General features: G+C 57.3%; 13 protein-coding genes. 11 read left to right on the top strand and 2 right to left on the bottom strand.

The window, feature by feature from the left end:
• Positions 1–103: 103 nt before the first annotated feature.
• From K3727_02870 to idi, 10 genes are all read left to right on the top strand, one after another.
• Positions 104–667 (top strand): thioesterase family protein, encoded by a 564-nt coding sequence (locus tag K3727_02870; protein ID UWQ91767.1) that lies wholly within the window; start codon positions 104–106, stop codon positions 665–667.
• Between the two features lie 51 nt (positions 668–718).
• Entirely contained in the window at positions 719–2083 is a 1365-nt protein-coding gene (locus K3727_02865) for an MFS transporter (GenBank protein UWQ91766.1), read from the top strand.
• Between the two features lies 1 nt (position 2084).
• Complete coding sequence (gene mepA, locus K3727_02860; protein UWQ91765.1) at positions 2085–2960, top strand: penicillin-insensitive murein endopeptidase; 876 nt, start codon at positions 2085–2087, stop codon at positions 2958–2960.
• A complete protein-coding gene (locus K3727_02855) occupies positions 2933–3853 on the top strand; it encodes an esterase-like activity of phytase family protein (protein ID UWQ91764.1) in 921 nt (306 codons plus the stop codon). The genes mepA and K3727_02855 overlap by 28 nt, the downstream gene beginning before the upstream one ends.
• A 123-nt stretch (positions 3854–3976) precedes the next feature.
• Positions 3977–4600 (top strand): queuosine precursor transporter, encoded by a 624-nt coding sequence (locus tag K3727_02850; protein UWQ91763.1) that lies wholly within the window; start codon positions 3977–3979, stop codon positions 4598–4600.
• A gap of 337 nt (positions 4601–4937) precedes the next feature.
• On the top strand, positions 4938–5357 hold the full coding sequence (gene arfB, locus K3727_02845) for an aminoacyl-tRNA hydrolase (protein ID UWQ91762.1): 420 nt from the start codon (positions 4938–4940) through the stop codon (positions 5355–5357).
• Between the two features lie 62 nt (positions 5358–5419).
• Positions 5420–6166 (top strand): SDR family oxidoreductase, encoded by a 747-nt coding sequence (locus K3727_02840; protein ID UWQ91761.1) that lies wholly within the window; start codon positions 5420–5422, stop codon positions 6164–6166.
• Entirely contained in the window at positions 6163–7188 is a 1026-nt protein-coding gene (locus K3727_02835) for a P1 family peptidase (protein UWQ91760.1), read from the top strand. Before K3727_02840 ends, K3727_02835 begins: the two co-directional genes overlap by 4 nt.
• A gap of 189 nt (positions 7189–7377) precedes the next feature.
• Positions 7378–7845: a cytochrome C gene (locus K3727_02830; protein ID UWQ91759.1), complete on the top strand. Its 468-nt coding sequence runs from the start codon at positions 7378–7380 to the stop codon at positions 7843–7845.
• 180 nt (positions 7846–8025) lie between these two features.
• Positions 8026–8568 carry an isopentenyl-diphosphate Delta-isomerase gene (gene idi, locus K3727_02825; GenBank protein UWQ91758.1) on the top strand — a complete coding sequence of 181 codons (543 nt, stop codon included), beginning with the start codon at positions 8026–8028 and terminating at the stop codon, positions 8566–8568.
• Here idi and K3727_02820 read toward each other — a convergent pair.
• A complete protein-coding gene (locus K3727_02820; GenBank protein UWQ91757.1) occupies positions 8565–8999 on the bottom strand; it encodes a DUF4440 domain-containing protein in 435 nt (144 codons plus the stop codon). The two genes, idi and K3727_02820, sit on opposite strands and share 4 nt — an antisense overlap.
• 178 nt (positions 9000–9177) lie before the next feature.
• On the opposite strand from K3727_02820, the gene K3727_02815 reads away from it, so the two are divergent.
• Complete coding sequence (locus K3727_02815) at positions 9178–10443, top strand: flavin-dependent oxidoreductase (GenBank protein UWQ91756.1); 1266 nt, start codon at positions 9178–9180, stop codon at positions 10441–10443.
• Positions 10444–10514: 71 nt separating this feature from the next.
• Here K3727_02815 and glpK read toward each other — a convergent pair whose 3' ends face one another.
• Entirely contained in the window at positions 10515–11999 is a 1485-nt protein-coding gene (glpK, locus tag K3727_02810) for a glycerol kinase GlpK (protein ID UWQ91755.1), read from the bottom strand.
• Positions 12000–12061: the final 62 nt, after the last annotated feature.

Genomic DNA, 12061 nt, shown 5'->3' with positions numbered 1-12061 from the left:
CCAAGACCTAAGCAGCGTTTCGACAAAGCGCAACCCTTCCGCAAGGTTGGGGTTGACCCGCACTGAACCGGCAGCAAGGAAGACGAAACAAGGAGACCCCGTGATGTTCCCCATTGTCCGCCTGATCAAGGATCTTCTGGTGGCGCGCCGGATGCCGCCGCTAGAGTTGACCGATACGCATGTGTCCCGGCATATCTGTTGGCCCTGGGATCTGGATATCTGGCTGGAGCTGAACAACGGGCGGGCCATGACCCTGTATGATCTTGGGCGCAGTATGAACGCCCAGCGGGTCGGGTTGATAGGTGCAATCAGCCGCCGCCGCTGGGGAATGACCATGGCCGGATCCACGGTGCGGTTCCGACGCCGAATTCGCGGGTTCGAGCGGTTTGAAATGCGGTCGCGCGCGGTGTGCTGGGATGACAAATTCATCTATTTGGAACAATCCATGTGGAAGAAGAACGGCGAATGCGCGAGCCACGTTATGTTTCGCAGTGCCGTCACCAATTCGAAAGGGATCGTACCACCTGTCAAAGTCCTGGCCGAAATGGGGCACCCGGATGCGATTTCGCCGCCGATGCCGGGCTGGATCGCCGCCTGGGTCCAGGCTGATGCCGCACGCCCCTGGCCCCCGATGCAGCACGGGATGGCGCAGGAGAGGCTTGCCTAATCGCCCACCGCCCTGCCATACCTTGGGAAACAAGCATGAGGCGGGCAGGTTATGGCGGATGTTTCCACGCGCAAGCGCATTTGGGGCTGGTGGTTTTTCGACTGGGCCAGCCAGCCGTATCACACTGTATTGGTCACTTTTGTATTCAGCCCGTTCTTTGCGGCCGTCGCCGCGGATTATTTTCTGGGCCAGGGCATGGATGGCGAAGCCGCCAAGGCGCAGGCGCAATCCATCTGGTCACTGTGCCTGACCATAACAGGGCTGTTGATCGGGTTTGGTGCCCCATTTCTGGGAGCATTGGCTGACGTATCGGGACGGCGCATGCCGTGGATCGTATTTTTCTCTGCCCTCTATGTTATCGGCGCGGCCGGGCTTTGGTTTATGGACCCGGGCGGGTCAAATTTGTGGTGGATGCTCATCAGTTTCGGCATCGGCTTTATCGGCGCGGAATTCGCGTTGGTGTTTACCAATTCGCAACTGCCATCGCTGGGCAACAATGACAACGTGGGGAATATCTCAGGATCCGGCTTTGCCTTTGGGTATTTGGGCGGGGTAATCGCGCTGTTTATCATGTTGCTTTTGTTGGTTGAGCAGAGCAATGGCAAAACCCTGATCGGGCTCGATCCGATATTCGGGCTGGACGCGTCTCAGCGTGAAGGGACCCGATCCGCCGGACCCATCGTGGCAATCTGGTATGTCGTGTTCATGATCCCCTATTTTCTGTGGGTGCGTGAAACACCGCAACAGGGGAAACGTGGCACGGTCAAATCCGCGATTTCTCTGGTCATTACCTCGGTCAGAAACCTGCGCCACCGGCGCAGTCTGGCAGGCTTTCTTGTGTCGTCGATGCTGTACCGTGATGCCTTGAACGGGCTTTATGGATTTGGCGGCGTTTACGCGCGGTTGGTATTGGGTTGGGAAATTACCCAAATCGGAATCTTCGGTGTCGTCGCTGCCATTTCGGCCACGATTTTCAGCTGGGTTGGCGGTCTTCTGGACAGTCGGCTGGGCCCCAAGCCCGTGGTGATTACGTCAATCTGGGTGTTGATTGTCGTCTGCGCCACGATTGTGGGAATGGATCGTGAACAGGTCTTTGGCATTGCCTTTGAACCCGGCTCCAATTTGCCGGATCGGATTTTCTTTGGTTGCGGCGTGCTGATCGGCGGGTTTGGCGGCATATTGCAAGCCGCCAGTCGCACCCTGATGGTGCGCCACACCGACCCCAAGTTCCCAACAGAGAGCTTTGGATTGTATGGTTTGTCAGGCCGCGCCACTGCATTTGTCGCGCCTGCGCTGATCGGAATTGTGACATTGGCGACCGGAAGCGCCCGGTTGGGGGTTTCTCCGATTGTGGGGCTATTCGTCCTGGGGCTCATTCTGCTACGCTGGGTTCAGGCAGAAGGGGACCAGACCTGACATGCGTAAATTACTAGCTATTTTCTCAATTCTATTATTGGCCACCACCCTGACATCAGCCAGCGCCGAACCCCTGGCAAAGCAGCTGTTTGGTGCAAAAAAGAACGGATCCAGCCAACGATCGGCTTCTTTTGGCTCCTACGCCAAAGGATGTGTGGCTGGCGCTGTGCGACTGCCCGAAACCGGGCCGAGCTGGCAGGCCATGCGTCTGTCGCGCAACCGCAATTGGGGCCATCCCGATACTATTGACTATATTAACAAGCTCAGCGCATTTGCCGCGACCCAAAGGGGGTGGAACGGCCTCTATATCGGAGACATCAGCCAACCCCGTGGCGGCCCGATGCTGTCAGGCCACCGCAGCCATCAAATCGGGTTGGACATAGACATCTGGATGCGCCCGGCCGACAAGCTGAACCTATCACGCAAGGCGCGTGAAAATATCTCGTCTATTTCGATGCGCAGATCCAACGGGGCCTTTGTCAATTCAAACTGGACTGCCCAGCACCACGCGATCCTTCGCGCAGCCGCCAAGGACCGCCGCGTGGCACGCATCTTTGTCTTTCCTGGTGCCAAGGTGCAAATGTGCAAGGACGAAAAAGGCGACCGCACCTGGCTGCGCAAGATACGGCCGTGGTGGGGACATCATTATCATTTCCACGTTCGCCTGAAATGCCCCAGGGGCGCACGCGGATGTCAAAACCAGGACGCGCCCCCTCGGGGCGACGGCTGTGCCGATGCGCAACGTTGGGTGAATGATATTTTGAACCCTCCGCCACCAAAACCGGTTGACCCCAACGCCCCCAAGCCAAAGAAACGGCGTGAATATGTGCTAGCGGATCTGCCCAATCAATGCGCCTCAGTTCTACGCTCCGAATAATCGCTGGCCTCGGGGTCGGGTTGTGTGTCGCAGTCGCAGCTTTTGCGGCGTCCCGTGCCCCTGCTCCAACTGGAGGACCCGCCCGTCTATTGGGCAGCTACGAATGGACGGACAACGGTCAACCTGATTGGTTTGGTGGGTTTTCGGCCCTCGAGGTCGGCGCAAAGGGCCGCACAGTTACGCTGCTCAATGACCGTTCCCATCTCATGCAGGCCACAATCGAACGGCGCGGCGACGCCATTGTCGGGATTACGCCCATCGCCACCACCTTTTTGAGTTCGTCAAAAGGCGAGCCATTGACCCGACGTGTTCTGGACAGCGAAGGTCTGGCCCAGACCAGTAATGGCACATTGTATATCTCGTTCGAAGGCGTTGCGCGCGTGGCGCGCTATTCCCGAGCGGCGGCCCGAGCCCAGGTTTTGCCACGCCCGGATGCGTTCAGGCAACTGCCCCTGAACAAGGCCCTCGAGGCATTGGCCATAGACGAACAGGGATATCTGTACACAATCCCCGAACGACATCCCGTCAAAGGCCAGGGCATTGCGGTGTATCGTTGGGATGGGACAAAATGGAGTCGACCTTTTGACCTGAAACCGCGCGGCAAATTCCGTGCTGTCGGGGCAGATTTTGGACCTGATGGCCGATTTTACCTGCTGGAACGCGATTTTTCAGTCTTTGGCTTCCGGTCCCGCCTGCGTCGATGGACCCTGTCACCAACCGGACCTTCGCACGAAGAAACCCTGTTGCAGACTGATTTTGGTGAACACGACAATCTGGAGGGTGTGGCGATCTGGCGAGATGAGAAACAGCGACTTCGGGCAGTTTTGGTTTCCGATGACAATTTCAATCGGTTTCAACGCACTGAATTCGTCGAGTACCTGCTGCCCGATTAGCGATTTCTGGAGGCGGGCAAGCCCGCGCCGGATTGACACAGGACCCAGGATTCGATTAAAGGCCCGGTCCCCGCTCATCTGCGGGCAAGTCGCCGCTACCTTGTAAAAACGGAAATGAAATCGATGAACCGTACTCACCTTCCTGGCATTCTTGCCATGGCGGCCATTGTTGTCGCCTCTAACATCCTGGTGCAATTCCTGTTCGGCCAATGGCTGACCTGGGGGGCCTTTACATACCCATTTGCCTTTCTCGTGACAGATGTCATGAACCGCGTCTACGGAGCCGGTCCCGCACGCAAGGTCGTGCTGGCAGGTTTTGTCGTCGGCGTGATCTGTTCGCTGATCGGCACTCAGATCATGGGCGAATTTGGCCCGTTGGTAACCTTGCGGATCGCCGTTGGATCCGGGTTGGCCTTTTTGACCGCTCAGATGCTGGACGTCACCGTGTTCTCGGCCCTGCGCGAAGGAAAATGGTGGCGGGCACCGCTGGCATCAACGCTGATCGGGTCGTCTGTGGACACCGCATTGTTCTTCTCCATCGCCTTCTCGGCATCGCTCAGCTGGATCGAACCGGCCAACGACGTCTCCTGGGCCGGCGAAGTCCTGCCCCTACTGGGAGTGGGTCCTCTGGTGCCACTGTGGGTGTCCCTGGCAACCGCTGATTGGATGGTGAAATTGGGGCTTGCACTGCTGGCTCTTGTGCCATTCCGCATCATCGTGGGGAAACTCTCTGTTTCGACCACATGATTTTGTTTTGACATCTCCGAAAACTGTGGCACGCTACAGTTAGGCGTAACAACTGAAAGGAGGTGCTCTAGTGTCCATTGAGAACTTGGAGATTAATGTCGGGACAGTTCGGGAGATGCGTATCTAGGGCAGTCCTTAGGTAATGTCTGAACCCCAATTGGTGCCCGCCTAACCGGCGCACCTCCGAAACTCAAGAAGGGTTGTCCGTTACGCTTTCGGACAACCCTTTTGCATTGAATGCACACATTGATTACCCTCGGTCCGGGGGTAAAATTCTTGCCCCAAGAATTTTACCAAGAAAATTTTCTAATTTTCTTGGTCCCGCGAAAGAGGTCCGATGCTACGGATTACAGATGACATTGCATTGCAAGACTGGGAATTGACCGAGCATTTTGTGCGCGCGTCCGGACCGGGTGGGCAAAACGTCAACAAGGTGGCGACCGCTGTCGAACTCAGGTTCGAAGCGGAACGCTCTCCCTCTCTTCCCGCTCAAGTCAAAAGCCGGCTCAGGCGGCTGGCCGGGCGTCGCTGGACCAAAGAAGGTGCGTTGATCCTGCAATGCGATGAAACCCGATCCCAGATCCGAAACCGTGAAATCATTCGCGAAAGGCTAGTCGCCTTGATCCGCCAGGCGCTGGTGGCTCCCAAACGGCGGATCGCAACCAAACCAACCCGCGGGTCCGTCAGGCGACGCCTGGACGCCAAGAAACAACGCGCCACGCTCAAGGCGACGCGGGGTAAGATCGACGACGCTTAACAGCCCGATTGCGCCCGCCCGCTGCGCTGCTAACCTGACGTCAAAATGTCGTGGAGGGTTTCATGAAACTGAAAGGCAAGAGTGCAATCGTGACTGGGGGTGCATCGGGCTTTGGTGCCGGTATCGTTCACAAATTCCTGGCCGAAGGCGCACATGTGATGATTGCCGACATCAATAGCGATGCCGCGCACGATATGGCTGCCGCATGCGGGGAAGTTGCGATCGCCCAAACCGTCGATGTGTCCGACCGAGCCTCGGTTGAGACCATGGCGCGGACCGCACTGGAGCATTTTGGTCAGGTGGACATTCTGATCAACAACGCGGGCATTACCCACTTGCCCGCCCCTCTGGAGGCCGTTTCAGAGGACGACTTTGATCGTGTGTTCAACGTAAACATGAAATCGGTCTATTTGACCGCACAGGCGTTGGTCCCACATATGAAAAGCCGTAAATCCGGAGCGATCCTGAATGTCGCATCGACGGCAGGTGTCTCGCCCCGACCAAACCTGAACTGGTACAACGCATCCAAAGGTTGGATGATCACCGCCACCCGCACAATGGCGGTCGAGCTCGCCCCATACGGCGTACGGGTCAACGCAATCAATCCAGTGGCAGGGGAAACCCCTTTGTTGAAATCATTCATGGGCGAAGACACACCGGAAATCCGGGCCAAATTCCTGTCGACGATCCCGTTGGGTCGGTTTTCCCAACCCGAAGACATGGGCAATGCCGCTGCATTTCTGTGTTCCGACGAGGCCAGCATGATCACCGGTGTCGCAATGGAAGTGGACGGAGGCCGCTGCATATGAAGCCCGGCCCCCACAATCTGATCACCGATGTCCCCGGTTTTCTAGTTGGCAATGCACAGGACGACCGATTGAAGTCCGGGGCAACGGTTCTGACCGCAGCAGCGCCGTTCACCGCGTCGGTCCATGTCATGGGAGGGGCTCCGGGCACCCGCGAAACCGATCTTTTGGCCCCTGACAAATCCGTCGCCCAAATTGACGCACTCACGCTGTCGGGGGGGTCGGCCTATGGGCTGGATGCATGTTCGGGTGTGGTTTCGGGCCTGCGTGCGCAGGGGCGCGGATTTCGCGTCGCCGACGCGGTGATCCCGATCGTCCCCGGTGCGATTCTCTTTGACCTGCTCAACGGTGGCGACAAGCGCTGGGATGATAACCCCTATGCCCGTTTGGGCCGCGAGGCATTTGAAGCGGCGTCCAAAAGGTTCGAGATTGGCAGCGTCGGCGCTGGGACCGGTGCTCTGACGGCGATGCTGAAAGGCGGGCTGGGGTCGGCGTCTTTTGTGCTGGACAATGGGATCACCGTCGGCGCCCTTGTCGCGGCGAATCCCATGGGCGCTGTAACAACACCCGGCGAGCGCCATTTCTGGGCCGCTCCTTTTGAAGTGGACGGTGAATTTGGCGGGCTGGGACCGGACCCGAATGCGGGATTGGGCCGCAATCCAACCAGCCGCAAGATGCAACATATGGCCAATCAAGCGTCCGGCTCAGAGCTCCCCGCCGAGCGGGCAAATACCACGATTGCAATCGTCGCCACTGACGCAGAAATGACCAAGGCACAATGCCAGCGCATGGCAACCGCTGCGCATGATGGGATCGGACGGGCCACTGTACCGGCCCATGCCCCCGGGGATGGTGATCTGGTATTCGCAGCGTCGACAAACGCCCAGACATTGCACAATCCTGAACGCGATTTGGCACTTGTAGGACACGCCGCTGCACTATGCCTGAGCCGCGCCATTGCTCGGGCCATCTATTTTGCGCGCCCTTCACCGGGAGATGTTCTTCCTTGCTGGAGCGATAGCTAACCTGCGCAAACAGCGTCCCCCAGCCCCAACGATTATTGGTAAACATGACTGATATTCACTTGTTTCCTTGGGCAATTCGGACGTGAAGCAGACACATTTCCGCGAGATTCAGCCGAGGAATCCGCGACGCGGCAATCTGCCGGTTGACTCCCTGCGCAAAGCAAATGCGTATGTCACCAGCCACAAATTATGGAGCACAAAATGAAAAAAGTGATCGCAACCGCATTGCTGGGCCTGCTGGCCGCCCCGGTTTACGCCGAAGGCGACGCCGCCAAAGGTGAGAAGGGCTTCAAGAAGTGCAAGTCCTGCCACATGATCGTTTCGGACGATGGTGAAGTCATTCTCAAAGGCGGTAAAACCGGTCCGAACCTATATGGTGTCGCTGGACGTACAGCCGGGACCACCGAAGGATTCAAATATGGGGCTGACATAGTTGCGGCAGGCGAAGGTGGTCTGGTCTGGACCGAAGAGAACTTTGTCGCCTTCACCATGAGCCCCAAGGACTTCCTGAAGGAAGCCACAGGCAACGACAAAGCCAAGTCCAAAATGACCTTCAAGCTGAAAAAGGGCGGCGAAGACATTTACGCCTTCCTGGCTTCGGTCGGCCCTGCTGTCGAAGCTGCAGAAGAGTCCGAAGAAACCTCTGAATCCAACTAAGAGATCAGAACCGAAGACTTAGCAAAGGCCGCGCTCACGCCCGCGGCCTTTCGCGTAATTGCACTGATATAGCCCGGAATGCTAATCAGGTGACAATAAGAGCGACCAACGGGTAAACTCGGTCAAATGGTCGTGGGGAGCGAGGCCCGAAACAGGGTCCAAAACAACAGCGAGTCCATCATGAGCGTCATGATCCCGGCCTGGGTTAACGGAGAATTGGCTCCAACCAATAAGCTCGTCGCCCATGAACAGGGGCTAAAGCACAAAGCCGTTTCGGTTTTTGTGGTCAAAGGCATGGAAATCCTGATGCAGCGGCGCGCGTTGGGAAAATACCACACGCCGGGCCTCTGGGCGAACACCTGCTGCACGCATCCTCATTGGGACGAACAGCCGATCGTTTGCGCTGTACGTCGGCTGAACGAAGAATTGGGTGTTACCGGTCTGTATCCCCAATTTCGCCACCATCTGGAATATCGTGCGGATGTTGGGAACGGTATGGTCGAACACGAAGCTGTGGATGTGTTTCTCGCACATGCCCATCGTGATCTGAATATCAGTTTGGACCCCAATGAAGTGATGGAAACCCGTTGGGTTGATTACCATGATCTTTTGGCCGAAGTCCGCCGCCACCCGGAACGGTTTACGCCGTGGCTCAAGATTTACCTGCAAAACTATGCCGATGTGATTTTTGGCCCTGATTTGATCATCGCATCAAAACGTTAGACAAAATCTGTCGTGTGCGGTTGGCGCACGCTGTTTCTCATTGGAATGCCTTGATGAAACACCATCTGCCAGTTTTGCCCCGACAAACGCCACAATGAGCTCCGTAACACTTTGGTTTCGGCGATCTGGTAAGTTGCCAATACCAAACCTGGCCCAACGGATCTGGCTTCAAAATCCACGATACTGACGGATTGTGGGCTTGTAGACGCGGCTGCCAACATGCGTATCACCCCAGATTTGTCATAGTTGCGACCAGACTGTCCGATTTCTACAAAGTCATCGGCCAATAACCTGTGCATTTTGACCGGATCGGCCCGTACCACGGGATCCAGCAATTCACATTCTAAATTTTTCAAATCGCTTACTAATGACATCACGAAACTCCAATGTTCGTACCGTATCGTTGCGACAACAAAAGAGGCAACGCCCATTGCCGCTCCCCAAATATGTGCTCCATAAATTTAAATGCCTACAGCTGACCGCCCCACAGCCCCTTTGCGGCAATGACCAGGCCCCAATTCGCCAAAATTCGCCGCTGCGCGCAATGTCACCTTGCCCTGGGCTGCACCTACTGGTTGAGTTACCCCCAAGGGAACAGGAGGCATCTTTATGACCATTCTCATTGCAGGTGGCGGCATCGCGGGATTGACGCTGGGGCTGACGTTACATCAAATTGGGGTGCCGTTTCATATCTATGAATCCACCAATGAAATCAAACCGCTGGGTGTTGGCATCAATTTGCAGCCAAATGCCGTGCGGGAATTGATCGATTTGGGTCTGGAGACCGAAATCGACGCGATCGGCGTCAAGACCCGGCAATATGGATTCTATTCGAAATTGGGCAAAACCATCTGGGAAGAGCCCCGCGGTCGCTGGGCCGGTTATGCCTGGCCACAATATTCCGTACATCGCGGCCACCTGCAGGTCATGCTGTACAACGCCTTGATCTCCCGTGCCGGTCCCGAATGCATCACCACCGGGACGCGGGCCGTTGGATTTGAAAACAACGGCAACAGCGCAGTTCTCGCCCTGGAAAACGGCGAACGCGTCTCTGGCTCTCTGATCGTGGCCGCCGATGGTATCCATTCGGCACTACGCGCTCAGATGGTGCCGGACGAAGGTGCCCCAATCTGGAACGGGCGCATCCTGTGGCGTGCGACAACGCGCGCCAAAGCATTCTTTGGCGGTGGTGCCATGGTGATGATCGGGCACGACCATTTGCGTCTGGTTGCCTACCCGATCTCGAACCCGGATCCTGAAACCGGCATAGCGACGATCAACTGGATCGCAGAAAAAAGCTTTGACCCCTCCGTATCGTGGAGACGCGAAGATTGGAACAGGGCCGCCGACATCAACGATTTCCTACCTGACTTTCAACCTTGGAAATTTGACTGGGTCGACGTGCCCGCTCTGATCACCGGAGCCGAGGTTGTCTATGAATACCCGATGGTTGATCGCGATCCGCTGGACAAATGGACCCAGGACCGCGTGACTTTGATGGGTGACGCGGCCCATCCGACTTATCCGGTCGGTTCGAACGGGGCCAGCCAGGCGATCGTCGACGCGCGGGTGATTGGTGCCAAGCTCCTCGAGCACGACATCACACCCACCGCTTTGCAGGCTTACGAGGACGACATTCGCCCGGTCGCGACCGCCGTTGGACGCGCCAACCGTTCCTCCGGGGGGCCCGACGCCGTGCTACAACAAGTCGAGGACCTTTGTGGAGGCGATTTCAACACCATTAACGATGTGATTCCGGTGGACAGGCTGGCTGAACACGCCGAACGCTATAAAACCATTGCTGGTTTCTCGATCTCCGATTTGAATGCTCGTCCTCGCACCATTGCACAAAATGCCCGGTTCCCAGTCTCCTGAGCGGCCGTTTCACACGCCCCGCCGACGGCAAGCAGACGGCACGCGGCGGCGGGCGCAAACGGCGGAAAGGATCACACCGCCATGATCGCCGCAACGGCCCGTTTCCAGCGGGCATAGGACGCGTCCCGCACATCTGAGTTGATCTGGCTGGTGAATTGCCGATCCAAAGCCCAGGTCTGTGCAAACCCGTTTTGGTCCGGGTAGATCCCGGCCCTCATCCCTGCCAGCCACGCAACACCCAATGCGGTTGTTTCCTGCATCACCGGACGATCCACCGATGCCCCCAGAATATCCGCAAGCCCCTGCATCGCCCAATCGCTGGCCGTCATTCCGCCATCAACTCTCAGAGTAACCGAGGCCTCCTGCCCCCAATCGGCGCGCATGGCCTCCCACAGATCCCGGGTCTGATACCCGACCGACTGTAACGCTGCCCGAGCAAACTCCGCAGGCCCGGAATTGCGCACCAATCCGAACACACCGCCGCGGCACTCGGGTTGCCAATACGGTGCCCCCAGTCCGGTAAACGCCGGAACCAGAATGACATCTTGTGTCGGATCAGCCGAGGCGGCCAGCTCTCCGGATTGCCCGGCCTCCTGAATGATCCCCAATCCGTCGCGCAACCACTGCACCGCCGCGCCAGCGACAAAGATGGACCCCTCCAGCGCATAGGTTGGTTTCCCGCCCAACTGATAGGCAATGGTTGTCAGCATCCGATTGTTCGACACAACCGGTTCTGTACCTGTGTTCAACAGGGCAAAACACCCGGTCCCATAGGTCGATTTCATCATCCCGGGGCGGAAACATGCCTGCCCGATAGTTGCCGCCTGCTGATCTCCTGCCACCCCCAGGATCGGAACTTCTCCTCCCAGAACCTTTGTGTCAGTTATCCCAAAATCGGCGGCGCAATCCTTGACCTCGGGCAACATCTGCATCGGGATATCCAGCAGATCGCAAATCTCTGCGCTCCACGCTCCGGCCCGGATATCATATAAAAGAGTACGCGCCGCGTTTGTCGCGTCGGTGACATGGGCCGTTCCTCCGGTCAATCGCCAGATCAAGAAACTGTCGATGGTTCCAAACAACAGCTCCCCCCGGGCAGCCCGGGCCCGGCTCTCCGGTATCGAATCCAAAATCCACTTGACCTTGGTCCCTGAAAAATAGGGGTCCAGCAACAGGCCGGTCCTGTGCTTGACGTCGGGCTCATGCCCATCCTCGCGCAAAGCTTCGCAGATCGACGCAGTGCGCCGGTCCTGCCAGACGATCGCATTGTGGATTGGCGCACCCGTTACGCGATCCCAGACCACCGTGGTCTCACGTTGATTGGTGATCCCGATTCCAGCCAAATCCGTGGCCGTGATGCCCTGTGCTTCCATAACAGTGCGACAGACCTGGACAGTCGTTGACCAGATCTCTTCCGGATCATGTTCAACCCACCCGGACTGTGGGAAATGCTGGGCAAACTCTAACTGTGCAGAACTCACAGGCTTCATTTCAGCGTCAAACAGAATGGCGCGCGTTGACGTGGTGCCCTGGTCGATCGCCAGAATGTGGGTCATGATCAATCCTCGATAATCCGGTACCTCCCGGAACATTAGGCAAGATCAAATCCACCCGCCAG

This window comes from Rhodobacteraceae bacterium M382 (genome assembly GCA_025141015.1).
Lineage (GTDB): Bacteria > Pseudomonadota > Alphaproteobacteria > Rhodobacterales > Rhodobacteraceae > Aliisedimentitalea > Aliisedimentitalea scapharcae.
This window is presented reverse-complemented; position numbering and strand designations above follow the sequence as displayed.

Coding starts and splice junctions, on each gene's coding strand:
- K3727_02870 (UWQ91767.1), top strand. CDS start 104: ATGTTCCCCATTGTCCGCCTGATCAAGGATCTTCTGGTGGCGCGCCGG.
- K3727_02865 (UWQ91766.1), top strand. CDS start 719: ATGGCGGATGTTTCCACGCGCAAGCGCATTTGGGGCTGGTGGTTTTTC.
- mepA (UWQ91765.1), top strand. CDS start 2,085: ATGCGTAAATTACTAGCTATTTTCTCAATTCTATTATTGGCCACCACC.
- K3727_02855 (UWQ91764.1), top strand. CDS start 2,933: ATGCGCCTCAGTTCTACGCTCCGAATAATCGCTGGCCTCGGGGTCGGG.
- K3727_02850 (UWQ91763.1), top strand. CDS start 3,977: ATGAACCGTACTCACCTTCCTGGCATTCTTGCCATGGCGGCCATTGTT.
- arfB (UWQ91762.1), top strand. CDS start 4,938: ATGCTACGGATTACAGATGACATTGCATTGCAAGACTGGGAATTGACC.
- K3727_02840 (UWQ91761.1), top strand. CDS start 5,420: ATGAAACTGAAAGGCAAGAGTGCAATCGTGACTGGGGGTGCATCGGGC.
- K3727_02835 (UWQ91760.1), top strand. CDS start 6,163: ATGAAGCCCGGCCCCCACAATCTGATCACCGATGTCCCCGGTTTTCTA.
- K3727_02830 (UWQ91759.1), top strand. CDS start 7,378: ATGGAGCACAAAATGAAAAAAGTGATCGCAACCGCATTGCTGGGCCTG.
- idi (UWQ91758.1), top strand. CDS start 8,026: ATGAGCGTCATGATCCCGGCCTGGGTTAACGGAGAATTGGCTCCAACC.
- K3727_02820 (UWQ91757.1), bottom strand. CDS start 8,999: ATGGGCGTTGCCTCTTTTGTTGTCGCAACGATACGGTACGAACATTGG.
- K3727_02815 (UWQ91756.1), top strand. CDS start 9,178: ATGACCATTCTCATTGCAGGTGGCGGCATCGCGGGATTGACGCTGGGG.
- glpK (UWQ91755.1), bottom strand. CDS start 11,999: ATGACCCACATTCTGGCGATCGACCAGGGCACCACGTCAACGCGCGCC.